General features: G+C 73.8%; 30 protein-coding genes and 1 tRNA gene. 10 read left to right on the top strand and 21 right to left on the bottom strand.

The window, feature by feature from the left end:
• Nucleotides 1-3 precede the first annotated feature (3 nt).
• A complete protein-coding gene (locus H7344_RS08505) occupies nucleotides 4-441 on the top strand; it encodes a hypothetical protein (RefSeq protein ID WP_186345598.1) in 438 nt (145 codons plus the stop codon).
• Nucleotides 442-822: 381 nt separating this feature from the next.
• Here H7344_RS08505 and H7344_RS08500 read toward each other — a convergent pair whose 3' ends face one another.
• Nucleotides 823-1,290, bottom strand: a complete 468-nt coding sequence (locus H7344_RS08500) for an SRPBCC family protein (RefSeq protein WP_222130429.1) — start codon at nucleotides 1,288-1,290, stop codon at nucleotides 823-825.
• 89 nt (nucleotides 1,291-1,379) lie between these two features.
• Here H7344_RS08500 and H7344_RS08495 point away from each other — a divergent pair, with 89 nt between their 5' ends.
• From H7344_RS08495 to H7344_RS08485, 3 genes are all read left to right on the top strand, one after another.
• The gene (locus H7344_RS08495; RefSeq protein WP_186345596.1) at nucleotides 1,380-1,943 is read left to right on the top strand and encodes a GNAT family N-acetyltransferase; all 564 of its coding nucleotides are present in this window, start codon (nucleotides 1,380-1,382) and stop codon (nucleotides 1,941-1,943) included.
• Nucleotides 1,944-1,983: 40 nt separating this feature from the next.
• Nucleotides 1,984-2,247 carry a GlsB/YeaQ/YmgE family stress response membrane protein gene (locus tag H7344_RS08490; protein ID WP_186345595.1) on the top strand — a complete coding sequence of 88 codons (264 nt, stop codon included), beginning with the start codon at nucleotides 1,984-1,986 and terminating at the stop codon, nucleotides 2,245-2,247.
• Between the two features lie 97 nt (nucleotides 2,248-2,344).
• A complete protein-coding gene (locus H7344_RS08485; RefSeq protein ID WP_186345594.1) occupies nucleotides 2,345-3,676 on the top strand; it encodes an ABC1 kinase family protein in 1,332 nt (443 codons plus the stop codon).
• 7 nt (nucleotides 3,677-3,683) lie between these two features.
• Here H7344_RS08485 and H7344_RS08480 read toward each other — a convergent pair whose 3' ends face one another.
• Genes H7344_RS08480 through H7344_RS08465 form a run of 4 tightly spaced genes read right to left on the bottom strand, consistent with a single transcriptional unit; the run spans nucleotide 3,684 to nucleotide 6,753 of the window.
• Nucleotides 3,684-4,409, bottom strand: coding sequence for a VOC family protein (locus H7344_RS08480; protein ID WP_186345593.1), 726 nt, complete (start codon nucleotides 4,407-4,409; stop codon nucleotides 3,684-3,686).
• Between the two features lie 10 nt (nucleotides 4,410-4,419).
• Nucleotides 4,420-5,052, bottom strand: coding sequence for a YigZ family protein (locus H7344_RS08475; RefSeq protein ID WP_186345592.1), 633 nt, complete (start codon nucleotides 5,050-5,052; stop codon nucleotides 4,420-4,422).
• On the bottom strand, nucleotides 5,043-5,825 hold the full coding sequence (locus H7344_RS08470; protein ID WP_186345591.1) for a TSUP family transporter: 783 nt from the start codon (nucleotides 5,823-5,825) through the stop codon (nucleotides 5,043-5,045). The genes H7344_RS08475 and H7344_RS08470 overlap by 10 nt, the downstream gene beginning before the upstream one ends.
• A gap of 25 nt (nucleotides 5,826-5,850) precedes the next feature.
• Nucleotides 5,851-6,753, bottom strand: coding sequence for a DUF3068 domain-containing protein (locus H7344_RS08465; protein WP_186345590.1), 903 nt, complete (start codon nucleotides 6,751-6,753; stop codon nucleotides 5,851-5,853).
• A 108-nt stretch (nucleotides 6,754-6,861) separates the two neighbouring features.
• Here H7344_RS08465 and H7344_RS08460 point away from each other — a divergent pair, with 108 nt between their 5' ends.
• From H7344_RS08460 to H7344_RS08445, 4 genes are all read left to right on the top strand, one after another.
• Entirely contained in the window at nucleotides 6,862-7,707 is an 846-nt protein-coding gene (locus H7344_RS08460) for an ABC transporter substrate-binding protein (RefSeq protein ID WP_186345589.1), read from the top strand.
• Between the two features lie 137 nt (nucleotides 7,708-7,844).
• Nucleotides 7,845-8,150 (top strand): DUF2695 domain-containing protein, encoded by a 306-nt coding sequence (locus H7344_RS08455; RefSeq protein WP_229706912.1) that lies wholly within the window; start codon nucleotides 7,845-7,847, stop codon nucleotides 8,148-8,150.
• Entirely contained in the window at nucleotides 8,147-9,388 is a 1,242-nt protein-coding gene (locus tag H7344_RS08450) for a hypothetical protein (protein WP_186345587.1), read from the top strand. The genes H7344_RS08455 and H7344_RS08450 overlap by 4 nt, the downstream gene beginning before the upstream one ends.
• Nucleotides 9,385-10,641 carry a hypothetical protein gene (locus H7344_RS08445; protein WP_186345586.1) on the top strand — a complete coding sequence of 419 codons (1,257 nt, stop codon included), beginning with the start codon at nucleotides 9,385-9,387 and terminating at the stop codon, nucleotides 10,639-10,641. Before H7344_RS08450 ends, H7344_RS08445 begins: the two co-directional genes overlap by 4 nt.
• Nucleotides 10,642-10,656: 15 nt before the next feature.
• On the opposite strand, the gene H7344_RS08440 is transcribed toward H7344_RS08445, so the two are convergent.
• Both H7344_RS08440 and H7344_RS08435 read right to left on the bottom strand, forming a co-directional pair.
• The gene (locus H7344_RS08440) at nucleotides 10,657-12,687 is read right to left on the bottom strand and encodes a vWA domain-containing protein (RefSeq protein WP_186345585.1); all 2,031 of its coding nucleotides are present in this window, start codon (nucleotides 12,685-12,687) and stop codon (nucleotides 10,657-10,659) included.
• Complete coding sequence (locus H7344_RS08435) at nucleotides 12,687-14,075, bottom strand: magnesium chelatase (RefSeq protein ID WP_186345584.1); 1,389 nt, start codon at nucleotides 14,073-14,075, stop codon at nucleotides 12,687-12,689. The genes H7344_RS08440 and H7344_RS08435 overlap by 1 nt, the downstream gene beginning before the upstream one ends.
• Nucleotides 14,076-14,134: 59 nt before the next feature.
• On the opposite strand from H7344_RS08435, the gene H7344_RS08430 reads away from it, so the two are divergent.
• Nucleotides 14,135-14,524: a YchJ family protein gene (locus H7344_RS08430; protein ID WP_229706913.1), complete on the top strand. Its 390-nt coding sequence runs from the start codon at nucleotides 14,135-14,137 to the stop codon at nucleotides 14,522-14,524.
• 117 nt (nucleotides 14,525-14,641) lie between these two features.
• On the opposite strand, the gene H7344_RS08425 is transcribed toward H7344_RS08430, so the two are convergent.
• The 3 genes from H7344_RS08425 to H7344_RS08415 form a co-directional block, all read right to left on the bottom strand.
• The gene (locus H7344_RS08425) at nucleotides 14,642-15,847 is read right to left on the bottom strand and encodes a lipid-transfer protein (RefSeq protein ID WP_186345583.1); all 1,206 of its coding nucleotides are present in this window, start codon (nucleotides 15,845-15,847) and stop codon (nucleotides 14,642-14,644) included.
• The gene (locus H7344_RS08420) at nucleotides 15,844-16,296 is read right to left on the bottom strand and encodes a Zn-ribbon domain-containing OB-fold protein (protein WP_186345582.1); all 453 of its coding nucleotides are present in this window, start codon (nucleotides 16,294-16,296) and stop codon (nucleotides 15,844-15,846) included. Before H7344_RS08420 ends, H7344_RS08425 begins: the two co-directional genes overlap by 4 nt.
• A gap of 102 nt (nucleotides 16,297-16,398) precedes the next feature.
• A complete protein-coding gene (locus H7344_RS08415) occupies nucleotides 16,399-17,796 on the bottom strand; it encodes a cystathionine beta-synthase (RefSeq protein WP_186345581.1) in 1,398 nt (465 codons plus the stop codon).
• A 79-nt stretch (nucleotides 17,797-17,875) separates the two neighbouring features.
• Between H7344_RS08415 and H7344_RS08410 the strand changes: the two genes are divergently transcribed.
• Complete coding sequence (locus H7344_RS08410; RefSeq protein WP_186345580.1) at nucleotides 17,876-18,910, top strand: SGNH/GDSL hydrolase family protein; 1,035 nt, start codon at nucleotides 17,876-17,878, stop codon at nucleotides 18,908-18,910.
• Nucleotides 18,911-19,178: 268 nt separating this feature from the next.
• Here H7344_RS08410 and H7344_RS08405 read toward each other — a convergent pair whose 3' ends face one another.
• From H7344_RS08405 to eno, 11 genes are all read right to left on the bottom strand, one after another.
• Nucleotides 19,179-20,048: a Bax inhibitor-1/YccA family protein gene (locus H7344_RS08405; protein WP_186345579.1), complete on the bottom strand. Its 870-nt coding sequence runs from the start codon at nucleotides 20,046-20,048 to the stop codon at nucleotides 19,179-19,181.
• Nucleotides 20,049-20,150: 102 nt separating this feature from the next.
• Nucleotides 20,151-20,858, bottom strand: coding sequence for a class I SAM-dependent methyltransferase (locus H7344_RS20215; protein ID WP_222130428.1), 708 nt, complete (start codon nucleotides 20,856-20,858; stop codon nucleotides 20,151-20,153).
• Between the two features lie 64 nt (nucleotides 20,859-20,922).
• Nucleotides 20,923-20,996, bottom strand: a tRNA-Leu gene (locus tag H7344_RS08395).
• An 18-nt stretch (nucleotides 20,997-21,014) separates the two neighbouring features.
• On the bottom strand, nucleotides 21,015-21,587 hold the full coding sequence (gene def, locus H7344_RS08390; RefSeq protein WP_186345578.1) for a peptide deformylase: 573 nt from the start codon (nucleotides 21,585-21,587) through the stop codon (nucleotides 21,015-21,017).
• Nucleotides 21,584-22,114, bottom strand: coding sequence for a glycine cleavage system protein R (locus tag H7344_RS08385; RefSeq protein WP_186345577.1), 531 nt, complete (start codon nucleotides 22,112-22,114; stop codon nucleotides 21,584-21,586). The genes def and H7344_RS08385 overlap by 4 nt, the downstream gene beginning before the upstream one ends.
• Complete coding sequence (locus H7344_RS08380) at nucleotides 22,111-22,977, bottom strand: uracil-DNA glycosylase (protein ID WP_308423320.1); 867 nt, start codon at nucleotides 22,975-22,977, stop codon at nucleotides 22,111-22,113. The genes H7344_RS08385 and H7344_RS08380 overlap by 4 nt, the downstream gene beginning before the upstream one ends.
• A gap of 7 nt (nucleotides 22,978-22,984) precedes the next feature.
• On the bottom strand, nucleotides 22,985-23,239 hold the full coding sequence (locus H7344_RS08375) for a hypothetical protein (RefSeq protein WP_186345576.1): 255 nt from the start codon (nucleotides 23,237-23,239) through the stop codon (nucleotides 22,985-22,987).
• 223 nt (nucleotides 23,240-23,462) lie between these two features.
• Nucleotides 23,463-24,374 carry a Ppx/GppA phosphatase family protein gene (locus H7344_RS08370; RefSeq protein ID WP_186345575.1) on the bottom strand — a complete coding sequence of 304 codons (912 nt, stop codon included), beginning with the start codon at nucleotides 24,372-24,374 and terminating at the stop codon, nucleotides 23,463-23,465.
• Nucleotides 24,367-24,876 (bottom strand): DUF501 domain-containing protein, encoded by a 510-nt coding sequence (locus H7344_RS08365; protein WP_186345574.1) that lies wholly within the window; start codon nucleotides 24,874-24,876, stop codon nucleotides 24,367-24,369. Before H7344_RS08365 ends, H7344_RS08370 begins: the two co-directional genes overlap by 8 nt.
• Nucleotides 24,877-24,898: 22 nt before the next feature.
• Nucleotides 24,899-25,471 (bottom strand): FtsB family cell division protein, encoded by a 573-nt coding sequence (locus tag H7344_RS08360; protein ID WP_186345573.1) that lies wholly within the window; start codon nucleotides 25,469-25,471, stop codon nucleotides 24,899-24,901.
• Nucleotides 25,472-25,492: 21 nt separating this feature from the next.
• Nucleotides 25,493-26,770, bottom strand: coding sequence for a phosphopyruvate hydratase (eno, locus tag H7344_RS08355; RefSeq protein ID WP_186345572.1), 1,278 nt, complete (start codon nucleotides 26,768-26,770; stop codon nucleotides 25,493-25,495).
• Nucleotides 26,771-26,843 lie beyond the last annotated feature (73 nt).

The raw sequence follows: 26,843 nt of genomic DNA, 5'->3' as shown, positions 1-26,843 counted from the left end.
ACCATGAGCACCCACGACGACAGCACCAGCACCACCGACACCCCCACCCGGGCGACCACCGAGGACACCCCCGAGCCCGCCCGGCCTCGCTCCTGGCGCCGCGCGCTACCGCGCGGGCGAGCCGCCCTGGCGGCCACCGCCGCTGTCGTCGGCTTGGCCATCGCAGGCATCGGCTTCGGCACGGGGTACGCCGTCGCCGACCGATCCACCGACCAGAGCAGCACCAACGGGGGCGACCCGACGAGCCTCCCCGACGAGCAGTTCGACCGTCCCATGGGCGGCCCGATGGGCGGACTCGGCGGCGGACGGATGGACGGCGGCACCGGGGCTTCCGGGCAGACGCCGGACTTCGACGGAGACGGCCAGCCCGACGAGGCCCCTGCGGACCCCGGGACAAACCCCGGGACGGACGCAACCGAAGACTCCGCCCAGCAGGGCTGACGCAGAACGACCCATCACGGTTGCCGAGCCCCCGAAGGCGGCCGGGGTGGGTCCTGTCCCCGACGGGGAGCCGTGCCCATCGAATAGGTTTCGGGCGGGCCAGTCTCTCGCCGACTGACCGATCGGTTCGCACTCGCGAGAACGAAGAATCCGTCGCTGACCGGAGGGATGTTGATCGAGGCGAAGGGTCCGCATCAACCCCGTTGTCGCCGGCACACTCGCAGCCCGTCTACGCCTGAAACGCTGACGCGCCATAACGAGTCTCACTTGTACGACGGCGACGAGCAGTACTTCGTCAAGAACCCGAACGGCTACCGCTGCCATGCCAATACCGGCGTGAAGTTCCCGCAGACCGCCTGATCAGCGGATCGCGGCCCGGGCTCAGGACTCCAGGATGCGCTTGATCGCCGCGAGCGTGACCGGGATCCCCTCGTGCGCGGCTCGCCTGCGCGCCGCTACCTCCTGCGGCGCCGCCGGCCCGAAGCGCTCCTCGAAGTACCGCTGACCGGCCGCGGTGAACTCCCAGGTCTCCGTCAGCAGCGTCCCGCCGTCGGCCGGCTCCATGAGGTATCCCCACCGCACCCGGCCCGGGCCCACCGACCACGCGAACGCGCGGCCCGGGTCGGCAGCGACGACCTCGGAGCGCGTCTCCCAGGTACGGTCCGGAGTGACGTTCCGCCCGGTGAAGCGCGCGCCCACCTCGGGGCCCTCGCCGGCGTCCCACCAGCACTCCGCGCACACCGGTGACCACTCGCCGGTGCGGGTCACGTCCGAGACGAGGGTGTACACCTCGTCGGGGGTCGCACGGACGAGGACCGAGTCGTGGTGCGTCAACGGCGCGGGCTCCATGCGCGCCATCGTCCCAGCTGTCGGACGCGTCCGCGCGGCGGGGCGCCCGGCACGGAACGGACGCGGGAGCCGCCCGCTAGCGTCCGACCATGCCGACCGCGCTCGCGATCCCGCTGCCCACCCATGCCGACCGTCCGGAGGAGCCGCCCGCCCGGCTGGTGCTGCGGGAGATGTGGACCGCGCCGGCGATGCACCGGCTGACGGAGGCGAACCTCGACCGGCTGCGCGCGTTCGAGCACTGGGCGCACGCCGAGCAGACCCTCCGCTCGCAGCAGGCCTACACCCGCCAGCAGCTGCTCGACTGGGTCGACGGGCGCGCGGTGCCGTTCGCGATCGAGTGCGGCGGCGAGCTGGTCGGCTCGGTGGGCGCGCGGATCGACCGCTGGGACAACACCGCCGAGATCGGCTGCTGGATCGACGCCGCCCACGAGGGCCGCGGGCTCGTGCTGCGGGCGATGCGGCGGATGGTCGAGCACCTCTTCGACGACCACCTCGTCGCCCGGGTCGAGGCACGCACGTCCGCGCACAACCCGCGGACCCGCCTGCTCAACGAGCGGCTCGGCATGGTCCACGAGGGCACGCTGCGCGACGCCTCGCAGGTCGGCACCGAGCGGCACGACGTCGCGGTGTGGAGCATCCTGCGGCCGGCGTGACCGCGGCGTACGTCCGAGGGGTCAGGGGTACGGGACCGTCATGATCGGATTCCTTGTCGCCGGCCTCGTCATCGGCGCGCTCGCGCGCCTCGTCAAGCCCGGGAAGCAGAACCTGTCGCTGCTGTGGACGCTGCTGCTCGGCCTCGCCGGGTCCGTCATCGGCGGACTGATCGCCAGCGCGCTCGGCACCGGTGACATCTGGGAGCTCAACATCCTCGGGTTCGTCCTCTCGGTCGTCGCCGCCGTCCTGCTCATCGGCGTCGCCGAGGGCCTCAGCGGCGGCAGGAAGACCGCGCGCCGCTGACCTGTCCCGGCTCGCCTGTCCAACGGTCGACACGCCTCGGCGGCGTGGTCCCACTGACGCGAGGGACGGGTGCCCACCTCGTCGGCATGATGGGGGCATGACCGAGCTCCCTCGCAAGGCGGTCGCCCGCACCGCCCGGCTCGCGGCGCTGCCGCTGGGCTTCGCGGGCCGCAACGCGATCGGGCTGGGCAAGCGGCTGGGGGGCCGCCCGGCCGAGACCGTGATGACCGAGATCCAGCAGCGCACGGCCGAGCAGCTGTTCCGGACGCTCGGGGAGCTCAAGGGCGGCGCGATGAAGTTCGGCCAGGCGCTCTCGGTGCTCGAGGCGGCGCTGCCCGACGAACTGGCCGGCCCCTACCGCGAGCAGCTCACGCTGCTGCAGGACTCCGCGCCGCCGATGCCCACCTCGACGGTCCGCGAGGCGCTCGCCCGCGACCTCGGGCCGGACTGGCGCGAGCAGCTGGTGTGGCTCGACGGCGGCCCGACCGCGGCGGCGTCGATCGGGCAGGTCCACCGCGGGCGGTGGGTCGACGGCCGCGAGGTGGCGGTCAAGGTGCAGTACCCGGGGGCCGGCGAGGCGCTCCGCTCCGACCTGCGTCAGCTCGCGCGGCTGGCCCGCACCGTGGGCTCGCTCGTGCCGGGCGTCGACATCAAGCCGCTCATCGCGGAGCTGCAGGCCCGCGCGGTCGACGAGCTGGACTACCGCCTCGAGGCCGAGGCGCAGCAGGGGTACGCCGAGGCGTTCGCCGGCGACCCCGACATCGTCGTACCCGCCGTGGTCGCCGTGGGCGAGACGGTGCTGGTCACCGAGTGGCTCGAGAGCGAGTCGTCGCTGGCGGCGGTCATCGCCGACGGCACGCAGGAGGACCGCGACCGCTTCGGCGAGCTCTTCGCCCGGTTCCTCTTCGCCGGGCCGGAGCGCACCGGGATGCTCCACGCCGACCCGCACCCGGGCAACTTCCGCGTCGTGCGCGACCCCGACGGCGGCCCCGCCCGGATGGGCGTCCTCGACTACGGCGCCGTCGCGCGGCTGCCCACCCGGGGGTTGCCCGAGGCGATGGGTTCCCTCATCCGGCTGGCCGCGGCGGGCGACACGGCCGGCCTGGTCGAGGGCCTGCGCGCGGAGGGCTTCGTGCGGCCCGGCATCACCGTCGACCCCGACCTGGTGCTGGAGTACCTCGCGCCGTTCGTCGAGCCGACCCAGGTCGAACGGTTCCGGTTCTCCCGGGAGTGGATGCGCGAGCAGTTCCAGCGGATCAACGACCCCCGCTCGCCGACGTACACGATGGCGATGAAGCTCAACCTGCCGCCGTCGTACCTCCTCATCCACCGCACCTGGCTCGGCGGCATCGGCATGCTGAGCCAGCTCGAGGCCGAGGCGCCGTTCCGCGCGATCCTCGAGGAGCACCTGCCCGGCTTCGCCGGCTGACCCGGGCTCAGGTCGCCGGCACGCGGTCGGTGATGCAGTACGCCGGGCCGGCGGGCGGCCGCATCGCCGTCCACTCGTCGAAGACGCCGTCCACGCGCGCACCGAGCGCCTCGTGGCGGGCGGTCTCGGCGGCCCGGTCGCTGCTGGAGAGGTCCAGGTGGGCGGTGACGCGCTCCTGGTCGTCGTCTAGGCGCTGCACGAGCAGCTGCAGCGGGCTCTGCGGCGGCGAGGACAGCCGGCGGAACTCCCCGCTCGGCGGCTGCACCGGCCAGCCGGTCACCTCCGCCCAGAACGTCACCTCGGGGTCGAGCAGCCGAGGCGGCACGTCGAGGCAGACCTGGTCCACCAGCGAGGTGTGCCCGCCCCAGTCGACCGCGGCCGGGCGCACCACCGCCCGGTGGGTGACGAAGCAGAACACGAAGCCGCCGGGCGACTCCAGGACGGCGTACTCCCCCTCCTCCGCGAGGAGCCTCGCGCCGAGCCCGACCGCGCGCTCGACGGCCGGCACGACCTCGGCGACGTGGAGGTCGAGGTGGATCCGCGTGGGCCCCTCCCCCAGCCGCTGGACCTTCAGGTGCGGGTCGCCGTCGGCGGGGAGCAACGAGGCGAACTCGCCGTCGTCGCCACGGGTGGTCGAGACGCCGTAGCCGGTCACGGCCGCCCAGTGGGCGACGGTCGGCCCCAGGTCGTCGGGGGTGAGGTCGAGGAACGCGGTGATCCAGAACGGGTGCACCCCAGCGAGCCTACGGACCGTCGACCCAGCGTTCACCCACGTTCCGGGCCGAGGCGGCCCCGTGCGTCAGCTCGGCGAGCGCCGCGTGGAGGCGGTCCTCCGCGTCGGGCGCCACGCCGACGCGCAGCCCGACGACAGAGCCGTACGTCGCGTCGAGCACCGCCACCCCGCGCGAGCGCAGCTCGGTCTCGACCCGGCCGGCCTCGGCGTGACCGACCTCCACGACCAGCTCCCGGCGCAGCTCGCGCCGCACGGTGCCGGCCTCGTCGAGGGCGGCGCGCACCGCGTCGCCGTACGCGCGGACCAGACCCCCGGCGCCGAGCAGCGTGCCGCCGAACCAGCGGGTCACCACCGCCACCACGTCGGAGAGCCCGTGGCCGCGCAGCACCTCGAGCATCGGCGCTCCGGCCGTGCCGGCCGGCTCGCCGTCGTCGCTGGAGCGCTCGACCGGCGAGGGGGGCGGCCCCAGGACGAACGCAGTGCAGTGGTGGCGGGCGTCCCAGTGCTCCCTGCGCAGCCGCTCGACCACCGCGCGGGCGGCCGCCTCGTCCTCGACCCGGCGCAGCGTGCACAGGAACCGCGACCGCTTCACCTCGATCTCGGCCTCGGCGTCGCGGGCGAGCGCGAGGTAGCTCAGGACCACAGGCCGAGGACCTCGCCGCCGATCCGCACGACGAACGCCGCGACGACCAGCACGAAGAAGACCCGCACGAAGCCGGAGCCGCGCGCGACGGCGGTGCGGGCGCCGACGTACCCCCCGAGCAGGTTGCAGAGACCCATGACGAGGCCGGTCTTCCACAGCACCGCGCCCTGCGGCACGAACAGCAGCAGCGCGCCGAGGTTGGTCGCCCAGTTGGCCATCCGCGCCTTGGCGGAGGCCTCGAGGAAGCCGTAGCCGAGCAGCCCGACCAGCGCGAAGACGAAGAAGCTGCCCGTGCCGGGGCCGAGCGCGCCGTCGTAGAAGCCGATCGCGACGCCGACCAGCATGGCCAGGCCCAGGTGGCGGCGGCCGGTGAAGCGCAGGGCGGTCGCGTCGCCGAGCGACGGCTTGAGCACGACGTACGCCCCCACGGCGACCAGCGCCACCAGCACGATCGGCTCGAAGGCCTCGCGCGGCACCTGGGAGGCGACGAACGCACCGCCGAACGAGCCGAGCAGCGCGAGCCCCATGAGCGGCAGGAAGGTGCGCGGGTCGGGGCGGACGCGGCGGTAGTACGTCGCCGAGCTGACCGTCGTGCCGCAGATCGACGCCAGCTTGTTGGTCGCCAGGATCTCGACCGGCGAGGCGGCCGGCAGGCCCACCAGCAGCGCAGGCAGCTGGATGAGCCCGCCGCCGCCCACGACGGCGTCGACGAAGCCGGCGGTCAGCGCGGCCAGCCCCAGGAGGGCCAGCACGGTCAGCGTCGGGTCCTCCACCGGGAGGACGCTAGCCGCCGACCGGTCAGCTGCTGTGGGCGGGCTTGGCGGTGCGGGTGCGGCGACCGGTGAGGATCAGCGCGATGCCACCGAGGACGCACAGGGCGCCACCGATGAAGCCGACCAGCGGGACCGTCTTGGTCAGCAGGTCGAGGCTCGCGATGTTGTCCTCGGCGTCGGCCACGTTGTCCGCGACCTCCTCGTCGGTGTACTCCACCTGGAGGTCGAGCACCTGGGTGCCGTCGGCGAGCGAGCGCTGCTGGTCGACGACCTGCTTGATGATCGCGCCGGTCCGCGGGTCGACCGAGTACTCCTTGCGGTCGCTGTAGAGACCGTCGATGTCGCTGCCGAGGTCGATCGGCGCGTCGACGGTCTCGGTGACGTAGACGTAGACCTCGAGGCCGTCGATCTCGTCGGTGGTCTCGTAGCGCGCGGTCACCGGCTCGGCGATGACGTTGTCGTAGACCTCGTAGTCCTTCTTCTCCGCGTCGAAGGGCCACTTGTTGACCAGGCCCTCGTAGGGCTCGACGTCGTCGGGCAGCTTCGAGCCGTCGACGGCCATCGCGGTCTCGCGGTCGGTCGCGAAGGTCGCCTCGCCGGCCGAGATCAGCCGGTCGTCGTTCTCGTCGACGCAGTCGGGGGTCTCCCCGTCGACCTCGACCAGGCAGGTCGCCTGCTTGAAGTAGACGGTGTCGTCGTCCGAGGCCTCGGTGTCGGACTTCGTGATGCTCGTGTACTTCACCTCGAGCTCACGGGTCTCCCCGGTCGAGGTGTCCAGACGCAGCGCGGTGCCGGCCAGGTCGGTCTTCTGGTCCACCTCGACCGGCGTCTTCTTCACCGAGCCCGGCGCCCAGGCGACGCCCAGGATCCCGGCCACCAGCAGGAAGGCACCCAGCCCCAGCAGAACTCGTCCCACGATCACACGCACGATTGTCTCCGTACCTCTCCCTCGAACCCTCGAGGCGGAAAGTTACCCTGTGGTAGCCGTCACCCCGCAATCGGGTGTGACGTCGACCTCGGACCTAGTCTGGCGCGGATGCGCATCGTCTCCCTCCTGCCGGCCCACACCGAGGTGCTCTTCGCGATCGGCGCCGGTGACGACGTCGTCGGCGTGACCTTCGAGTGCGACCACCCCGCCGAGGCCCGCAGCCGCACGATCGTGTCGACCTCGGCGATGCCCGAGGGGCTCACCCCGCCCGAGATCGACGCGTACGTCGCCTCCGCGGTCGCCGCCGGCGAGGACCTCTACCGCCTCGACGCCGGCGCGCTGGCCGGCCTCGACGCCGACCTCGTCGTCACCCAGGACCTCTGCGCGGTCTGCGCCGTCGACGTCTCGGTGGTCGACGACGCGCTGGCCCACCTCGGCTGCACGGCCGACGTGCTGACCCTCGACCCGCACACGCTGGCCGAGGTCGACGACGCCGTGCTGCGGCTCGGTGCCGCGACCGGCCGGACCGCCGCCGCCGAGGCGCTCGTCGCGTCGACCCGTGACCGGCTCGAGGCCGTCCGCACCCGCGTCGCCGGGCGGCCCCGCCCGCGGGTCGCGGTGCTCGAGTGGGCCGACCCGCCCTACGCCCCCGGGCACTGGATCCCCGAGATGGTCCACGCCGCCGGCGGTGAGTGCGTCCTCGGCACGGCCGGCGCCCCGTCGACGCGGGTCACCTGGGAGACCGTGCACGCCGCTGAGCCCGAGGTGTACGTGGTCGCGCCCTGCGGCTTCGACCGCGACGGCGCGCAGGCGCAGGCCGACGCGCTCCTCGCGCAGGGGCTGGTGCCGCCCGGGGCGCGCGTGCTGGCCGTCGACGCCAACGCCTCCTGGGCCCGCCCCGGCACCCGGCTCGTCGACGGGATCGAGGAGCTGGCGGCGTACCTGCACGGGTAGGGCGTGCTGCAGGGGTCACCGGTTAACCGGTGACCCCTGCACATATCGGGGTAGATCTGCCCCGATATGTGCAGGACTCCCCCGGTCTGTCCCGCCCGGGTGCCCGCACCGTCGGTGGTCGGAGCCAGGATCGCGGCGTGCGTGCCGAGTGCCTCCTGTGCTTCACCGCCCGCCAGGTCGCCGACGAGGGCTGCGACCACACGCTGCGGTGGGTGGACCTGTTCCGCGAGCTGCGGTCGCCCACCGCGACCGGCCTGGAGAAGCGCGTCGGAGCGTGCGACTGCGCCACGCTCGCGCGCTGGACGCTCGCGCGGCACCTGCTCGTGCGCGACGTGCGCACCGACGAGCTCGAGCCGCCGCCCGAGGCGCCGCGCTGCGCCGGCGTGGGCGCCACCTCGACCCGCCCGTGCGCGAACTGGGACCGGGTTAGGGTCACGCGGTGAAGCGTCTGCGCGCCGGTCTCGCCGGCCTCCTCGCCGCCTCGACGGCCGCCGTCGCGCTGGCCGCGCCCGCCGACGCGGCACCCGGCTGGACCCGGCCGCAGGTGGTCGTGGACGACATGCAGACCGGGTTCGGGTTCGTGGAGCCGCGGGTCGCGGTGAACCGGCACGGGCTCGCGGTCATCAGCTGGGACTGCGACGGGCTGTGCGTGCGGGTGCGGACGCCCGACGGCCGGCTCGGCCCGCTGCTGCGCACCGACGACGACAGCCGCTACCACTGGGCGCGTCAGCCGGTGGTCGACGACCTCGGGAACATCACCGTGCTGGCGTCGGGGTACGCCGCCGGCGGCCCGTTCACGGCGTACCGGATGACCGCCGCCGGCGACCTCCGCGACGAGGTCGTCATCGACGAGGACGAGGCCGGCCGGGTGCTCGCCGAGGCCGGCCCGACCGGGGACGTCCTGGTCGTGTGGGCGGTCGGCGACGAGCACCGGGTCCGCGTGCTGCGACCCGACGGCAGCCTCGGCCCGTCCGGCTCGCTGCCGGACCTTCCCGAGCGGGTCGTCGCGTCGCCGGACGGGTCGTTCATGCTCCTGGGCCGGACCGACGAGCGCCTGTGGCTGCGGCCGGTCGTCGACGGCGTCGTCGGCGACTCCGTGGCGCCGACCGAGCGACGGACCGGGTACGCCGACGCGGCGTTCCTCGCCGACGGCACGCTCGCCTTCCTCTGGTGGCAGCGCACGCCGTCCGGCGACGACCTCCTCACCCGCCGCTGGACGCCGACGGCCGGCCTCGGTGAGCCGACCGTGCTCGCGACCGACCAGGAGCGGCTCCGCGACCTCCGGCTGCACACGCTCGGCGACGGTCGCGTCCTGGTCACCTGGGCCCGCAACCAGGGCCTGCGGGCCGGCGTCCTGCCAGTCGCCGCGGACGCCCCCTTCACCTTCCGTCGGATCAGCAGCAAGCACGTGGGCGTCCACACCGCGCGCAACCGGCTCGTGCTCCTGCAGGTCTCCGACCGCCCCCACCGCGTCGCGGTGCGGACGTGGAACGGGCGGGGCGAGGCGACGCAGCGCCGGTTCGTCCTCGTCGACCCGCGCTACCGCAAGGAGCTCGGCCTCACCGAGCTCTCCGCCGCCTCCGCCGGCGGACCGGTCGTGCTGGTCAACCATCGCGAGATGGTCCACTCCCACCGCGGCCGCGACGCCTTCGCCACCCTGTGGGTCACGGTGCGGCGATGAGGGCCCGCGCGCTGCTCGGAGCGGTCGTCGGCGGGCTGGGGCTCAGCCTGGTGGGCGTCGTCCCGGCACCGGCACAGCCGACGTCGCGCCCGGTCTGGACCCCACCGCAGGTGGTGGGCCGCGACGTCTACCCGACCGATCTCGCGATGAACCCGCGCGGTGTCACTGTCATCTCCTGGTCCTGCGAGAACTCCGTGTGCCTCCGCCGGCGCACGCCCCGAGGAGCACTGACCCGCGTCGTGCGGGTGCCGGTCGTCGGTGGGGGGTCGACGCGGGCATCCGTCACGCTCGACACCCACGGCACCGCCACGGTCGCCTACTCGGTCCGCCGCGGGTCGTACCCCGCCCTGCGCGACGGTCCTCTCCTGGTCCACCGGGTGAGCCCGGGCGGCGTTGTCAGCGAGCCGGTCGCCGTCGAGGAGAGCGCCTCGCCGACCGACCTGGTCGCCTCGCCGACCGGCGACGTCGCCGTGCGCGCCCGGTCGGGGGACGACACCTGGATGCGCGTGCTCGCCGACAACGGCGTGGTGGGCCCGGTCGTGCCCATCGAGCGGGACACCGTGCTCGAGCCGTCACCGGACGGCTCCTTCTGGCTGCTCGACCGCGACCGCGCAGGGGCCGTCACGGTCCGTCGCGTGGCCGGTGGCACGGTCACCGCCACGATCCCGGTCGGTGTCTCCGAGGTGCCCGCCGACCTCGCCGTCCGCACCGACGGCACCGTCGTGGTGGCTTGGTGGGAGGGACCACGACCGGAGCGCCGGCTGCGGACGCTCCACGTCGCCCCGACCGGCACCGTGTCCCGGGTCCGCGGCCTCACCGGGCTCCTCCTAGCGGGTCGTGAGCTGGACCTGACCGCCCTGCCCGACGGTCGGGTCCTCGCGGCCTTCCGCACCGGCGGCGGCCGCCGCGCCGCCGTCCGCGGTGGGGTCGTCCCGCGGGAGCCCGGACCGTGGCTGCGACTGGGGCCGGCACTCCTCCCCGGGTACGACCGGGTGGTCGCGGTGGCCCACGACCGGGTCGTGCTCCTGTCCCTGGTCGACACGTGGATGGACCACCATGTGCTCGCCCAGACGTGGGACGGCCGCCGGACGTCGAGGCCGAAGCGCGTCATCGAGGCGCCCGGCTACGACAACGACTGCGGCTCCAGCGAGATCACCGCCGCGAGCGCGGGCGGCCACGTCGCGCTGGTCAACCGGCGCGGTCACGCGTGCCGGCCCCGTTACGACAAGGTCGTGCTCACCTACCGCCGTTGACCTCCGCAGGACCGGTCAGCCGACCCAGAACCCCCGGCTGCCGAACCACCCGCCGAGGTCGCCCCCGCCGGCACCGCCGGCACCGCCGGCGCCGCCCGAACCGCGTCGCGAGCCGAGGTAGGAGCCGACGACGGCGGCGCCCAGGTCGTCCAGCTCCGGCGCGACCACGCGGCCGTCGACCCGTCGCGCCATCGAGTCGATGAAGCGCGCCAGCCCCGGGTCCTCGCCGAGCCGGAAGAACGTCGTCTGCGCGCCGAGCCGGCGGGCGTTGTCGAGCTCGCGGACGGCGTACGCCACGGTCAGCGGGTGCGGCGGGTAGCTGAACCACACCTCGCCGTCGGGCTCCAGGTGGGAGGTCGGCTCGCCGTCGGTGACGATCAGCAGGACCGGCTGGGCGTTGGGGTGCTTGCGGAAGTGGCGGTTGGCGAGCAGCAGCGCGTGGTGGAGGTTGGTGCCCTTGTCCCACATCGCGTCGAGCGCGGTGAGCTGCTCGATCTCCATCACCTCGGCGTGCCGGCCGAAGCCGATCAGCTGCAGGTGGTCGCCGCGGAAGCGCGAGCGGATGAGTGTGTGCAGCGCGAGCGCGGTGCGCTTCATCGGCACCCAGCGGCCGTCCATCGCCATCGAGAACGACGTGTCGACGAGCAGCGCGACGGCCGCCTGCGTGCGCGCCTCGGTCTCCTGCACCTCGACGTCGCCGATCTCCACCAGCGGACCGGTCGGGTCGCCGGCGCGGCGGAGGACGCCGTTGAGCACGGTGCGGGTGACGTCCCACGGCTCGGTGTCGCCGAACGCCCACTCCCGGGTGGCTCCGGAGCGTTCACCGGCGGCGCCCGCCTTGTCCATGTCGCGCTGGCCCTGGCGGCCGGAGAGCCTCTGGGCGACGTCGCGCAGGAGCGCCTTGCCGAGCTGGCGCATCGCCTTCGGCGTCAGCCTGAGCTGCCCCGAGGAGTCCCGCTTGAGCGTCCCGGAGTCGCGCAGCGCCTTCTCCAGCTGCTGGAGGGTCCGGGCGTCCACGGCCGCCTGGTCGCCGAGCTGGCGCGAGAGCGCGTCGAGGTCGAGGTCGTCCATCCGGGCGCCGCCGTAGGACTGCGAGAGCTGCTCGGAGAGCTGGTCGAGGTCGGCGAGGTCCTGGAAGACGCCGGTGCCGTCGCCGAGGCCGAGACCCTCCTGGCCGTCCATCCGCTCCGAGCCGCCCCAGTCCTCCCCCGGGCGCAGCGCCTGGAGGTTGCCGTCGAGCTGGTCCAGCGACTGCATCAGCTCGGGGCTGCCGAAGGCCTGGGAAGCGAGCGCGTCGAGCTCGTCGCGCTGCTCCTGGGTCATCGAGTTGCGCATCCGCTGGGCCGCGGCCGCGCGCTGCGCGAGGGAGTCGAGCAGCTCGTCGACGTTCGAGGGACGCTCGGGGAAGAAGTCCCCGTGCTTGTCCATGAACTCCGCGAACTGCTCGTCGGTGTCCTCGCCGCGGCGGTGGTCCTCGAGCAGCCGGTTCAGGTCCTGGAGCATCTCGTTGACGCGCGCGCGGTCCTCGTCGGTCGCGCTCTCCAGCGCCTGCTTCATCCCGGCGAACCGCTGGTCGAGCATCTCCCGCCCGAGCAGGTCCTTGATCTTCTCGAAGTCCTCGCGCGCCTGCCGGCTCTGCCAGTCGTACGACGACAGCTCGCTCACCGCCGCGGCCGGGCTGGGCGAGAGGTTCTCCAGCTGCATCTCGCGGAACGCCCGGTCAGCGTCGTCCATCATCGCGTCGCGGGCCAGCTGCTTGCGCTCCTCCAGCACCGCCCGGTCGAGCAGCTCGCGGACCTCCTGGAGCGTCCCGTCGAGGTTGTGCCGCTGCAGCAGCTCCCGCCGCCGCTCGGCCACCCGTCGCGCCAGGTCGTCGAGCCCGCGCTGGTCCTGGCCGCCGCGGCGCAGGAACTCCTGCATGGCCCGCTCCGGGGAGTAGCCGGCCATGACGTCCTCGCCGATGGCGTCCAGCGCCTCGGCCAGGTCGACCGGCGGGGCGAGCGGGTCGCCCCCCTCGTAGCGGCGGAACCGCGTGCGGTCCTTCATCAGCCGTAGACCGTCTCGGCCCCGTCGGTGTCCTTGCCGACCTTGCGGGCCAGGTAGAGCCCCTCGAGGGCCAGCTCGATCGCGCCGGCGCGCTGGCCGTCGTTCGTGGCGCCGAGCCGGTCGCAGATGTCGTCGTACAGCTCCGACTCGCCCAGCACCGGGAGGCCGCTGAGGAAGTCGCGGGCGGTGACCCGCTCGCCGGTGGTGACCATCGCGCCGGCCTCGATCGCGTCGACGAGCAGGCTCATGTCGAGCCCCCGCAGGTGCGTCCGGACCGTCTCGGCGGTGGCGGTGCGCAGCAGGTGGGTGAGGACCTCCGCCTCGCGGCCCTCCTCGCCCGACTCGAACTCGACCTTGCCGCCGAGCACCTCGACGGCCGTCTCGAGGTCGACGACCCGGGCGACCGCCTCGTCCTCGCCCCGGCTGGTCGCGCGGTGGATGGCGGCCGCGGCGATGGTCTCCGCGCCGGCGATCGCGAACCGCGCCGAGACGCCCGAGCGCTGGTCGACCGCGGTCGACTCGCGCAGGTTGCGGGTGAACCGCGCGAGGATCTCGACCAGATGGTCCGGCACGTCCGCGACGAGGTCGGCCTCCTGGCGGATCACCGCGACCTCGTCCTCGAGCGCGGTCGGGTAGTGCGTGCGGATCTCCGCGCCGAAGCGGTCCTTGAGCGGGGTGATGATCCGGCCGCGGTTGGTGTAGTCCTCGGGGTTGGCGCTGGCGACGACGAGCACGTCCAGCGGCAGCCGCAGCACGTAGCCGCGGATCTGGATGTCCCGCTCCTCCATCACGTTGAGCATCGCCACCTGGATCCGCTCGGCGAGGTCGGGCAGCTCGTTGATGGCGACGATCCCGCGGTGGCTGCGCGGGATCAGCCCGAAGTGGATGGTCTCCGGGTCGCCCAGGCTGCGGCCCTCCGCGACCTTCATCGGGTCGACGTCGCCGATGAGGTCCGCGACGCTCGTGTCGGGGGTGGCCAGCTTCTCGGCGTACCGCTCGTCGCGGTGGCGCCACTCCACCGGCAGCTCGTCGCCCAGCTCGGCGGCGCGGCGGCGGGAGACGTGGGTGATCGGCTCGAAGGGGTGCTCGCCGAGCTCGGAGCCCGCGATGACCGGCGTCCACTCGTCGAGCAGGCCGACCATCGTGCGCAGCAGCCGGGTCTTGCCCTGGCCGCGCTCACCGAGCAGGACGACGTCGTGACCGGCGATCAGTGCTCGCTCCAGCTGCGGCACGACGGTGTCCTCGAACCCGTGCAGCCCCGGCCACGGGTCGCGCCCCTCGCGGAGCGCGGCGAGCAGGTTGTCGCGGATCTCGACCCGCACCGGCTTGCTGACGTGGCCGGCCGCGCGGAGCTCGCCGACGGTGGAGATCGCAGGAGCGGAAGTCACGTGCTCACGCTACTCAGCACGCCAACCCTCGCGACCGCGTCCGCGTTACGGTCGGCCGCGTGACCGTGCCGCCGCTGCGCCCCTCGTGTCCCTGCGGCTCCGGCGAGGCGTACGACGCCTGCTGCGGCCGCTTCCACCGCGGGGCGGGCCACGCGGAGACGGCCGAGGAGCTGATGCGCTCGCGGTACGCCGCCTTCGCCGTCGGGGACACGGCGTACCTCTGGCGCACCTGGCACCCCCGCACCCGCCCCCACGACCTCGAGCTCGACGCCACCCGGACCTGGACCGGCCTGCGGGTGCTCGACTCCGGCGAGGACTGGGTCGAGTTCGTCGCGTCCTACGACACCCCCACCGGCCCCTGCGAGCAGTCCGAGCGCTCCCGCTTCGAGCAGCGCGGCGGCCGCTGGGTCTACGTCGACGGCGACATGGGGGACTCCGCCGACAGCTGAGGGTGACGTCCGTGGATCACCGAAGTACTGGGAGAAGTCGGGTCCGGCGGCGGCGCTGCCGCGCAGCACTGCAGCGCGGGACGGACTTCGACCAGTACTTCGGCGGTAGCCTGCGCCTCAGCGGGTGAGGACGACCGAGGAGCCGTGGCCGAAGAGGCCCTGGTTGGCGGTGATGCCGACGCGGGCGCCCTCGACCTGCCGGCCCTCGGCCTGGCCGCGCAGCTGCCAGGTGAGCTCGCAGACCTGGGCCAGCGCCTGGGCGGGGACGGCCTCGCCGAAGCAGGCCAGGCCACCGGACGGGTTGACCGGGATCCGGCCGCCGATGGTCGTGTCGCCGGCACGCAGCAGCTTCTCGGCCTCGCCGGGACCGCAGAGGGCGAGGTCCTCGATCCAGTCCAGCTCCAACGCGGTCGACAGGTCGTAGACCTCCGCCACGTCGACGTCGGCCGGGCTCACGCCGGCCTCCTCGTACGCCGCGTGGCCGATGGATGCCTTGAACGTGCGCTCCGGCTCACCGACGGCGAGGGATGAGTCGGTGGAGAGGTTCGGCATGTCCATGACCGTGTTCGGGAAGGTCGGGGTGACCGTCGAGATCCCGGCGATCTTGACCATGTCGCCGCCGCCGTTGCGCAGCCCGTGCCGGGCGGCGTACTCCGTGCTGGTCACGAGCACCGCGGCCGCGCCGTCGGAGGTGGCGCAGATGTCGAGCAGGTGCAGCGGGTCGGAGACGACCGCGGAGCCCAGGACGTCGGCGACCGCGACCTCCTTGCGGTAGCGCGCGTAGGGGTTGGCCAGGCCGTGCTTGGCGTTCTTCACCTTGACCTGGGCGAAGTCCTCGCTGGTCGCGCCGAAGAGGTCCATCCGCCGGCGGGCGTAGAGCGCGAAGTAGGCCGGGTTGGTCATCCCGAGCAGGCGGAACCGCAGCCAGTCCGGGTCGTCCCAGCGCTCGCCGGCGTTCGGGGCGAGGAAGCCCTTCGGCGTGGTGTCCGCGCCGACGACGAGCGCCACCTCGGACAGGCCGGCCAGGATCCGGGCCCGCGCGGTGTCGAGCGCCTGGGCGCCGGTGGCGCAGGCGGCGTACGACGTGGCGACGCGGGCGCCGTTCCAGCCGAGCGCCTGGGCGAAGGTCGCACCGGCGACGTACCCGCCGTAGCCGTTGCGGACCGTCTCCCCGCCGACCACCAGGTCGACGTCGGTCCAGGCAACGCCGGCGTCGGCGAGCGCGGCGCGGGCGGCGTGCACGCCGTACTCCACGAACGGCTTGCCCCACTTGCCCCACGGGTGCATGCCGACGCCGAGGACGGCCACCTCGCGCGCGCTCACTGGTCGGCCTCCTCGCCCAGCTCAGCTACCGGCTTCCAGCGCCAGATCGAGCGCTCGCCGGACTCGTCGGTGTAGAGCGTCTCGACGACCAGCTCCGCCTCGGCGCCCACCCGGAGGTCGGCGACGCCGTAGCCCGCGGCGACCTGGCCGAGCACCGTCAGGCCCTCGGGAAGCTCGACGGCTGCGAGCGCGAAGGGGACGTAGGGGTCGGCGGCGGGGACGTACGGCGCCGGCGGCTGGTACTGCGCGTCGGTGTAGGACCACACGGTCCCCCGCCGCGACAGCTCGACCCGCTCGAACTCCTCGCCCGAGCAGGCCGGGTTGCGGCAGAAGCCGCTCGTCGGCGGGAAGTAGACGGTGGTGCATGCCGTGCACCGGGAGCCGACGAGGGCCGGCTCCGGCCCGGTGGTGAACCACCCGTCGATCGCGGGTGTGGCGGTCGCTGACATCCGGCCTCCGAAACTAGAACGTGTTCTGATCCTAGCCCCGGTCGGTCGGCCGGCCAGCGCCGTGTCCCAGCGCCGCGTCCCAGCGCCGTGTCCCGATCCCCGTCAGGCGCCGGCGAGGAAGCTCAGCAGGTCCTGCCGGGTGACGACGCCGACCGGCTTGCCCTCCTCCTGGACGAGCAGCGCGTCCGCGCTCCCCAGCAGCGCGACCGCGTCGTGGGCGTCGGCGTTGGCGCCGATCGTCGGCAGCGCGGGCGACATGTGCTGCTCGACGGGGTCGGTCAGCTTGGCGTGGCCGGCGAAGAGCGCGTCGAGGAGCGTGCGGGTGGAGACGGACCCCGCGACCTCGGCGGCGACCAGCGGCGGCTCCGCACGGACCACGGGCATCTGGGACACGCCGTACTCCTGGAGGATCTGGACCGCCTCGGCCAGCGTCTCGCCGGGGTGGGTGTGGACCAGGTCGGGCAGGCGGCCGTCCTTGCCGCGCAGCACCTCGCCGACGGTCTGGGCGGCCTGCTCGCCGCCGAAGCCGTACTGCGAGAGCCACTGGTCGTTGAAGATCTTGCCGAGGTAGCCGCGGCCGGAGTCGGGCAGCAGCACGACGATGACCGCGTCGGTGCGGCCCTCGGCGGCGAGCTCCTGCGCGAGCTGCTTCGCGGCGTACGCCGCCATGCCGGCCGAGCCGCCGACGAGCAGCGCCTCCTCGCGGGCCAGGCGGCGGGTGAACGCGAACGAGTCGGCGTCGGAGACCTCGATGACCCGGTCCGCGACGGTGCGGTCGTAGGTCTCGGGCCAGAAGTCCTCGCCGACGCCCTCGACGAGGTAGGGGCGACCGGAGCCGCCGGAGTAGACCGATCCGGACGGGTCCGCGCCGACGACCTGGATCTCGCCCCCGGTCTTCGCAGCCTGCTCCTTGAGGTAGCGGCCGACGCCGCTGATCGTGCCGCCGGTGCCCATGCCGGTCACGAAGTGGGTGATCCGCCCCTCGGTCTGCGCCCAGATCTCCGGGCCCGTGGTCTCGTAGTGGGAGCGGGGGTTGTGGGGGTTGGCGTACTGGTTCGGCTTCCACGCGCCCGGCTGGCTGGAGAGCCGGTCGGAGACGTTGTAGTAGGAGTCCGGGTGCTCGGGGTCGACCGCGGTCGGGCAGACGACCACCTCGGCGCCGTACGCCCGCAGCACGTTGCGCTTGTCCTCGCTGACCTTGTCGGGCACCACGAAGACGCACTTGTAGCCGCGCTCCTGGGCGACCATCGCGAGGCCGACGCCGGTGTTGCCGGAGGTCGGCTCGACGATCGTGCCGCCGGGCTGCAGCTCGCCGGAGGCCTCCGCGGCGTCGATCATCCGCTCGGCGATGCGGTCCTTCACCGACCCGCCGGGGTTGAGGTACTCCACCTTCGCCAGGACGAGCGGGCCCTCGGCGCCGTTCAGGTCGTCCAGCGAACGCCGCAGGCGCAAGAGCGGGGTGTTGCCGATGAGGTCCAGGAGCGAGTTCACGTACTGCACCAGCCCAGGCTAGGCCCGGCGCGCACGCCCGGTCGAAACCCGGCGTGAGCCCCGGTCGGGTCGTCCGTAGAGTGCGGCCGTGGGGAAAGCAGCTGCAGCACGCAAGCTCGCCGGCGCCGCGGCCTTCGGGGGCGGTGGCCTGTCGGTGCTCGGCGGCGCGCTGTACGGCGTCATGCGCGTCGAGGCGAAGCTGGCGCGCAAGACCATCGGCGACCCGCGAGAGGAGCCGCCGCCGGACGCGACGGGGTGGTACGGCCGCGGTCGTCCCGGTCCGGCGGTGAAGGTCGCGCTCCTCGGCGACTCGAGCGCCGCGGGCTACGGCGTGGAGCGGGTCGAGGAGACCCCCGGCGCGCTGCTCGCGAGCGGCGTCGCCGAGCGGGCGGACCGTCGGGTCTACCTCCGCAGCTTCGCCGTGGTCGGCGCGAAGTCATCCGACCTCGACGAGCAGATCTCGCGCGCGCTGCCGATCGAGCCCGACGTCGCGGTCATCCTCATCGGCGCCAACGACGTCACCCACACCGTCATGCCGTCGCACTCGGTGCGCCACCTGGCCGAGGGCGTGCGCCGCCTGCGCGAGGCGGGCGTCGAGGTGCTGGTCGGCACCTGCCCCGACCTCGGCACGATCAAGCCGATCGCTCCCCCGCTCAAGCAGGTCGCCCGCGCCTGGTCGCGCCGGCTCGCCGCCGGGCAGACGATCGCGGTCGTCGAGGAGGGTGGCCGCACCGTGTCGCTGGCCTCGATCCTCGGCCCGGAGTTCGCCGCGGCCCCGGCCCTGCTCTTCGGGCCCGACCAGTTCCACCCCTCCGCCCAGGGCTACCGCTCGCTGGCCTCGGTCCTGCTGCCCTCCACGCTGGCCGCGCTGGACCTGATCGCGCTCGACGAGGTCGAGGTCGAGCCCTACCGCGGCGAGGGCGTCCTGCCGATCACCGCGGCCGCGCTGCAGGCCGTCAACACGCCGGGTACCGAGCTGGGCGGCACCGAGGTCGCCGGCAACCGCCGCGGCGTCCGCGGCCTCTGGGTCGAGCTGCGGCACCGCCGCCGCCACCCCTCCACCGACGGCACCGCGCCCGAGGAAGCCGACGACGACGCCCAGCCGGCGCCTGCCGACGCCTGAGCGGCAGCCCGAGGTCGCTTGTAACGCGCTGTCCGGTCGACTACCGCGCCGTTCGAACGGCGCGGTAGTCGCCCCAAGAGTGCGGTAGATGGGCCGACGGCGCGGTAGATGAACCGACGGCGCGGTAGTTCCTCGAACGGCGCGTTACATGCGGGCAGACGCACGCCTCGAGACGCACGGACGGCCCCGGACCGAAGAAGGTCCGGGGCCGTCCGCTTGTGGCGCCGACCGTTGCGGGGGGTCGGAACCCGTGGTGCTGCGGGCCGTATCAGTCCTGGCTGAAGATCGCCAGCAGGCGCAGCAGGTTGGTGTAGATCCAGACCAGGCTCACGGTCATCGCGAAGGCCGCTCGCCACGACTCGCGCTCGGGGATCGCGTTGGCGACGCCCTGCTCGACGAAGTCGAAGTCGAGGATCAGCATGAAGACACCGAGCACGAGGCCGGCGACCGAGAACAGCAGGCCCATGGCGCCGAAGCCGTGGAGGCCGATGGCGTTGCCGAACATGCCGAGCACGATCTCCATCAGGCTCAGCGCGATCATGCCGAAGACGGCCGCGACGACGAACGTGCGGAACTTCTGGCCGACCTGGATGTTGAAGAACTTGTACGCCGCGAGCGTGCCCGCGAACGCCGCGAAGGTGCCGATGACGGCCTGGGTGACGATGCCGCCGCCGAACTGCGCGTCGAACAGCTTGCTGAGACCGCCGAGCGCGACGCCCTCGAGCACCGCGAACGCCAGCACCAGGGCCGGGCTGATCACGCGCTTGAACGAGTTGACCATCGACAGCACGAAGGCGCCGAGGGCACCGATCATGACCGCACCGGTCAGCGTCGCCATGGCCTCCTGGGACACGGTGCCGCTGATGTCCGGGGTGAGCACCCAGGTCGCGAACGCCGCGACGATGACGGTGCCGAGGGTCAGCGCGGTCTTCTGGACGACCGAGTCGATCGTCATCGGGCCGCCGGTGGCCTGCGGGGTGGTGGGCGCGCCGGGCGTGCCGGTGCCCCACGCGGACGGGTCGGTGCCGTAGCCGGGGTAGGTGGCTCCGTTCCCGGCGTACGTCTGGTTGCCGTAGGCGTTCGCGCCGCCGCGGTTGAACTCCTCCGAGCGACGGAACACCGGGTTGTTGCTCTGCATGGTCTCTCCTTGGAGGCCGTGGATCTGGTGGGCCCACCCTAGTGGGGCCTGTGCTGGGACAACGCCGGGCGGCGGCCAGGCGTTCCCGCCGCCGGCGGTTTCTCAGGAAACCTTCACCGCGCGCACCACGGTGTCGTGCAGCAGCCGCTCCTCGCCCTGGTGGAGCTGCGTGCGTGCCTGCACCTCGGCGACCTGGAGGTCCCAGGTGGCCGGGTCGAGCAGGCCCACGACCTGCTCGAGCGTCGGCATCAGCCGGGTGAGCTCGGGGTCGCGGTGCAGGGCGTGGGAGTCACGCGGGTCGTGGGCGACGTGGAGCAGGGTGCCGCCGGGTGCGACTGCGTCGCCCAGACGGCGTACGACGTCGCCGAGCAGGTCGGCGGGCGGGTGCAGGAAGTGCGCACTGACCAGGTCGTACGTCGCCGGGAACGGCTCGCCGGCGACGACGTCCACGCGTCGCCACTCGACCTCGACGCCGGCCGCCGCGGCGTGGCCGGCCGCGCGGTCCAGCGCGACCTGCGAGACGTCGACCCCGGTGGTGCGCCAGCCCTGCCGCGCCAGCCAGACGGCGTCGGCGCCCTCGCCGCAGCCGACGTCGAGCGCCGTGCCGGGAGCGAGGCCGGCGACCTGCTCGACGAGCCGCTGGTTGGGGTTGCCCGACCAGACCGCGCCGGTGCCGGCGTACCGCTCGTCCCAGAAGCCGGCGGTCCACATGGTGCCGTCGGCGACGGCCGCGGCCTGCCGCGCGACCTGGTCCTGCAGCCGTTCGTCCTGGGAGTGGTCGTGGTCGTGGGTGTGCTCGCGCTCGCTCATGCCGACCAGCGTGCCGCTTCAGGTCGACCTGAAGTCAACCCGCCGACGATCCGCACCGGACGGGTGCCCCCGGCGGGACTCGAACCCGCACCTCGCCGCTTTTAAGGCGGCTTCCTCTGCCAGTTGGGACACGGGGGCCGCGTCGCGCAGGTGTGCTCAGAGGTAAGTCTTGCGCGGGTGGATCGCGTGCGCCCCGGCGACCCGGTCGAGGAACAGGAACCCGTCGGTGTGGTCGATCTCGTGCTGCAGGGCGCGCGCCTCGAAGGCGCTGGCGTGGAGGGTGACCTCCTCGCCGGTGCCGGGGAGCTGGCCGCGGACGACGACGCGGGAGGCGCGCTTCACGTCGCCGGTGAGGTCGGGGACGCTCATGCAGCCCTCGCGGGCCTTCTCGTTGCGGCTGGACTCGACGACCTCGGCGTTGCACAGCACGTAGGTGCCGTGGTGGCCGCGGGTCTTGGGGTGCTCGGAGACGTCGACGCAGAACACCCGGGCCGAGACGCCGACCTGGTTGGCGGCCAGGCCCACGCAGCCGGGGCTGACCCGCATGGTGGCGACGAGGTCGGCGGCCAGCTGCACGGTTGCGGGGTCGGTCGGGTCGACGTCGGCGCCGCGGGTCGACAGCACCGGGTCGGGCGCGCGGACGACGTCGAGCACGCGGCCCTCGACGCCGAGGTCCCGCTCCGACCAGCCGAGGACGACCTCGTTGACGGCGGTGGAGGTGGTGCTCACAGGTCGTCGGCCTCCACGGCGCGCAGCGTCGCACCGACACCGAGGTCGCTCGCAGCGGCGGTGACGGCGGCCTCGAGGGCCGGCACGTCGGCACCCCCGGGCAGGTCGATCTCGGCGACGAGGAGGTAGAGGTCGCCGGCCAGGCGGGTGGTGAGGTCGGTGATGTTGCCGCCGACCTCGGCGACGCGCGCGACGACCGAGGACACGATGCCGGGGCGGTCGCCGCCGTGGACGGTCAGCACCCACGACGTACCGGCGGGCGCTGCGGCGTCCTCCTGCGGCACGTCGCGCACGGTCACCGTGAGCGTGCCGTCGGCGGTGAGCGGCTGGAGGGCCGCCTCGATCGCGGACGCCTCGGCGTCACCGGCGCACAGCAGCATCATCGCGAAGTGACCCCGCAGCAGGGTCATCGTCGAGTCCTCGAGGTTGAGCCCGAGGTCGGCGAGGCGACCGGTGGTCTCGGCGATGATGCCCGGGCGGTCGTGGCCCAGGACGGTGACGGCGTGGAGGGGTGCGGGGCTGCTCACCCGGGCATTCTCGCAAGGGCCGCCGCGCGGCCGAGCACCCGATCCAGCATGGGCTCGGTGAGCTTGCCGGTGAAGGTGTTCTGCTGGCTGGGGTGGTAGCAGCCGAGCAGCGTGACGCCGTCCTCGTGCGCCCCGCCCGGTCGAGCGAGGTGCGCCTCGGCGCCGTGGCCGAACCGCGGCTTGGGGACGGGTACGACGTGCCCCGCGCGGCGGTAGGTGCGCAGCGCGGCGTCCCAGCCGAACGAGCCGAGGGCCACCACGACGCGAACCGAGTCCGCGACGAGCGCGACCTCGCGGTCCAGCCACGGGGCGCAGGTGTCGCGCTCCTCCGGCGTGGGCTTGTTCAGCGGCGGCGCGCACCGGACGGTGGCGACCAGCCGGGTGTCGACCAGCTCGAGGCCGTCGTCGGCGTGGACGCTCGTCGGCTGGGTGGCGAGCCCGACCCGGTGGAGGCTCGCGAAGAGCCAGTCGCCGGAGCGGTCGCCGGTGAAGACCCGCCCGGTGCGGTTGGCGCCGTTGGCGGCCGGGGCGAGGCCGACGACCAGGATCGTCGGGTGCTCGGCGCCGAAGCCGGGGATCGGCCGGCCCCAGTAGGGCTCGCCCGCGAACGACGCGCGCTTGGCGTGCGCGACGTCCTCGCGCCAGCGCACCAGCCGCGGGCAGGCCCGGCACACGCTGACGCCGGCCTCCACGTCGTGGAGGCCGGCGTCGCGCGCGAGGCGTCGGACCGCGGCCGGGGACGCGGCCACCGGTGTCGTCGCGTCGGCCGGGTCCCCCGGCCAGCCGGTGCCGGGCGGCACCGGCGAGGGGAACAGCTCGCCCGTCGCCGGGTGCGGCAGCAGCCCGCCGGGGTCGGTGCTCAATCGATGATCAGGGCGCCGGCTGGATCGACGCCTCGCGCCGGGCCTTGTCGGCGACGTTCGAGGCGGCCTCGGTCGCCTTGTCCTTGGCCTGCTCGGCCGCGGCGGTGGCCTGCTCGGTCGCCTTCGCGGCGGCGGACTGCACGGTGGGGTTCTCCGCGACCTTCTTGGCGCCGGCGCGGATCTGCTCGAAGCGCTCGCGGCCGGCCGCCGAGCCGAGGACGTAACCGATGCCGATACCGGCGAGGAGGATGAGCTTCTTCACGGGATGCTCCTTGGGAGTTGCGGGCTGGCCACCGAGGTCGTCGGCGGCCCGTGCCTGCTCCGGTTGCCGGTCGGGGGGTCGGCGAAACGGTGGCGGAGGGGTGGTCAGCATCCCAAGTTCACTTGGGATGCTGACGCTTCGCGGCCATCGCAACAGCCGAAGAGCGGCGGAGAAGGCCGTGGAGTGGCTCCTGTCGCGCCCGGACCGGAGGACCCCGGCCGGCTCAGTCGAGCAGCGACCAGGCGATCCCGTCGAGGATGTCGGACTCGGAGACGACCAGCCGGTCGACGCCGGCCCGCTCCAGCACCCGGCGCAGGATGAGCGCGCCGGCGCCGATGACGTCGGCCCGGCCGGGGTGCATGTACGGCAGGGCGCGGCGCTCCGCGACGGTCATCGCGACGAGGCGGTCGATCGTGGCGTGCACCTCCGCGACGGGGAGCACCTGCTGGTCGATCGAGCCGGCGTCGTACGCCGTGAGGTCGAGCGCCGCGGCGGCGACGGTGGTGATCGTCCCCGCGACACCGACGACCGTCGCGGCGTCCGCCGGGTCGACCGGGCACGCGGCGAGGTGGGCGTCGACGTCGCGCAGGCACGCCTCGACCTCGGCCGCGGTCGGCGGGTCGGAGTGCAGGTGGCGCTCGTGGAGGCGGACGGAGCCGACGTCCATCGAGTGGCCGGCGGTGACGCCGTCCGGGCCGCCGAGGACGAGCTCGGTCGAGCCACCGCCGAGGTCGACGACGAGCACCGGCCACTCCGGCTGCTCGCGCAGCCCGCGCGCCGCGCCGGCGAAGGACAGCGCGGCCTCCTCGGCGCCGGTCACCACGTCAGGGTCCACGCCGATCCGCTCCCGGACGCCGGCGGTGAACACCTCGGCGTTCGTCGCGTCCCGGGTCGCCGACGTCGCGCACAGCCGGACCCGGGTGGCGCCGTGCTCGCGGATCAGCGCCGCGTAGTCGTCGAGCGCGGCGAAGGTCCGCTCGAGCGCAGCCTCCGACATCCGGCCGGTCGCGTCGATGCCCTCCCCCAGCCGCACGACGCGCATCTCGCGCACCAGCGGCTCGGCCGGCGTCTCGCAGACCAGCAGGCGGATGGAGTTGGTGCCGCAGTCGATGGCGGCGACCGGCCCATCAGTCATCTGCCGGCTCCACGCACGGGCCCGAGGACCACCACTCGCCGAGGGCGTCGAGCACCTCGTCGCCGAGCGGGTTGACGCCGCGGCCCTGGGCCAACGACTGGCCGGCGAGGACGTGCAGGCACTTGACCCGGTCGGGCATGCCGCCGGCGGAGATGCCCGCGATCTCGGGCACGTCGAGCCCCGCCTCGCGGCCGATGGCGTCGCGCGCCTCGAGGTAGCGCTCGTGCGCGGCGGCGTAATGCTGCGCCAGCTCGGGGTCGGTCGCCAGGCGGTCCTGCATCTCCTTCATCAGGCCGGAGCCCTCGAGGGTGCCGATGCGGGACGCGGCGCGCGGGCAGGTCAGGTAGAACGTCGTCGGGAACGGGGTCCCGTTCGGCAGCCGCGGCTCGGTGGTCACGACGTCGGGGTTGCCGCAGGGGCAGCGGTGCCCGACCTCGTGGATGCCGCGCGGCTCACGTCCCAGCTGCGAGGCGATGGCCGCCTCGTCGCGGGGCTCGATCACTGGCGCTCCTCGGTCGTCCTGCTCAGTCGTCCTGCTCGGTGGTGCCGTCGATCTCGCTCGCCGGCGGCGGTTCGTCCTTGGGCGGGTGGCCGGCCAGCTCGACCGACTCCCACGCGTCGACCCACCATGCCTGCGGTGCCTTCTGCGGCAGGTCGTCGGGGTCGCTCAGCCGGGCGCCGGTGGTGAGCGGCTCGCCGTCGCGCAGCACGACGAACGGCGTCTCGCCCTGCATGACGTACCCCAGCCGCGCCCGCGCCTGGGCCTGCACGAAGGCGGGGTCCTGCCACCGCTTCTTCTCCCGCTCCAGGTCGTCGATCGCCGCCCGGCGCTCGGCGATCTGCGCCTTGAGCTCGGCGATCTCCGAGCGCTGGTGCAGGAAGGCGCGCATCGAGGAGGCGTACGACACCGCGAGCACCGCCAGCACGAGCACCAGCACGGCGGCGCGACCGGTCAGCCGCGGCCGCCGGGGCGGTACGCCGGCGGGCCGGCCGGCCGCGAGACGTGCCGCGCGGCCGGAGCCCGGCGTCGCGCGACCCGGTCCGGTGCGCCCCCGCGGGCGTCGTGCCCCGCGGGGGTCGCGTCGGTCGTCGGCCATGGGGCCAAGCCTGCCCGACGATCAGCCCTGGTAGCGGGGGAACGCGCCGGAGCCGGCGTACCGGGCGGCGTCGCCGAGCTCGTCCTCGATGCGCAGGAGCTGGTTGTACTTCGCGACGCGCTCGGACCGGGCCGGGGCGCCGGTCTTGATCTGGCCGCAGTTCGTGGCGACCGCGAGGTCGGCGATCGTCGTGTCCTCGGTCTCGCCCGAGCGGTGGCTCATCATCGAGCGGTAGCCGTTGCGGTGGGCGAGCTCGACGGAGTCGAGGGTCTCGGTGAGCGAGCCGATCTGGTTGACCTTGACCAGCAGCGCGTTGGCCTGGCCGCCGCTGATGCCGCGCTGGAGCCGCTCGACGTTGGTGACGAACAGGTCGTCGCCGACGAGCTGGGTCTTCGAGCCCAGCTGGTCGGTGATGGCCTTCCAGCCGTCCCAGTCGTCCTCGTCGAGCGGGTCCTCGATGGAGACGATCGGGTAGGACGAGACGAGGTCGGCGTAGTAGGCCGTCATCTGCTCGGCGGTCTTCTGCTGGCCCTCGAAGGTGTAGGACCCGTCGGTGCAGAACTCCGAGGCGGCGACGTCGAGCGCGAGCACCACGTCGCGGCCGAGGGTGAGGCCCGCGGCGCCGACGGCCTCGGCGATGAGGTCGAGCGCGGCGCGGTTGGACTCCAGGTCCGGGGCGAAGCCGCCCTCGTCGCCGACGCCGGTGGCCAGGCCGCGCTTCTTCAGCACCGACTTCAGCGCGTGGTAGACCTCCGCGCCGGTGCGCAGCGCCTCACGGAAGGTCGGCGCGCCGATCGGCGCGATCATGAACTCCTGGATGTCGACGTTGGTGTCCGCGTGCGCGCCGCCGTTGAGGATGTTCATCATCGGCACCGGCAGCAGGTGGGCGTTGGGGCCGCCGACGTACCGGTAGAGCGGGAGGCCCGCGGAGTCCGCGGCCGCGCGGGCCACGGCGAGCGAGACGCCGAGGATCGCGTTGGCGCCGAGCGTCGCCTTGTTGGGCGTGCCGTCGGCGTCCAGCATGGTCTGGTCGACGACGCGCTGGTCGTCGGCGTCGAGGCCCTCGATGGCGGGGCCGATGGTCTGGATGACGGCCTCGACGGCCTTCTCGACGCCCTTGCCGAGGTAGCGGTCGCCGCCGTCGCGCAGCTCGACCGCCTCGAAGGCACCGGTCGAGGCGCCGCTGGGGACCGCGGCGCGGGCGAACGCGCCGTCGTCGAGGAGCACCTCGACCTCGACCGTGGGGTTGCCGCGCGAGTCGAGGATCTCGCGGGCGCCGACAGCTTCGATGGATGCCACGGGGCTGCTCCTGAGGGACGGGGAGGGAGGGTCGGACGATCGGCGTCGAGCCTAGGGGATGCGGCCGGGACGC

It is taken from the genome of Nocardioides deserti (assembly GCF_014266025.1).
Lineage (GTDB): Bacteria > Actinomycetota > Actinomycetes > Propionibacteriales > Nocardioidaceae > Nocardioides > Nocardioides deserti.
This window is presented reverse-complemented; position numbering and strand designations above follow the sequence as displayed.

Bases quoted from the DNA above. Each gene is read 5' to 3' on its own strand.
- H7344_RS08460 (WP_186345589.1), top strand. From the start codon at position 6,862: ATGCGCATCGTCTCCCTCCTGCCGGCCCACACCGAGGTGCTCTTCGCG.
- H7344_RS08505 (WP_186345598.1), top strand. From the start codon at position 4: ATGAGCACCCACGACGACAGCACCAGCACCACCGACACCCCCACCCGG.
- H7344_RS08445 (WP_186345586.1), top strand. From the start codon at position 9,385: ATGAGGGCCCGCGCGCTGCTCGGAGCGGTCGTCGGCGGGCTGGGGCTC.
- H7344_RS08495 (WP_186345596.1), top strand. From the start codon at position 1,380: ATGCCGACCGCGCTCGCGATCCCGCTGCCCACCCATGCCGACCGTCCG.
- H7344_RS08500 (WP_222130429.1), bottom strand. From the start codon at position 1,290: ATGGAGCCCGCGCCGTTGACGCACCACGACTCGGTCCTCGTCCGTGCG.
- H7344_RS08405 (WP_186345579.1), bottom strand. From the start codon at position 20,048: ATGCAGAGCAACAACCCGGTGTTCCGTCGCTCGGAGGAGTTCAACCGC.
- H7344_RS08490 (WP_186345595.1), top strand. From the start codon at position 1,984: ATGATCGGATTCCTTGTCGCCGGCCTCGTCATCGGCGCGCTCGCGCGC.
- H7344_RS20215 (WP_222130428.1), bottom strand. From the start codon at position 20,858: ATGAGCGAGCGCGAGCACACCCACGACCACGACCACTCCCAGGACGAA.
- H7344_RS08370 (WP_186345575.1), bottom strand. From the start codon at position 24,374: ATGACTGATGGGCCGGTCGCCGCCATCGACTGCGGCACCAACTCCATC.
- H7344_RS08420 (WP_186345582.1), bottom strand. From the start codon at position 16,296: ATGTCAGCGACCGCCACACCCGCGATCGACGGGTGGTTCACCACCGGG.
- H7344_RS08440 (WP_186345585.1), bottom strand. From the start codon at position 12,687: ATGAAGGACCGCACGCGGTTCCGCCGCTACGAGGGGGGCGACCCGCTC.
- H7344_RS08360 (WP_186345573.1), bottom strand. From the start codon at position 25,471: ATGGCCGACGACCGACGCGACCCCCGCGGGGCACGACGCCCGCGGGGG.
- H7344_RS08485 (WP_186345594.1), top strand. From the start codon at position 2,345: ATGACCGAGCTCCCTCGCAAGGCGGTCGCCCGCACCGCCCGGCTCGCG.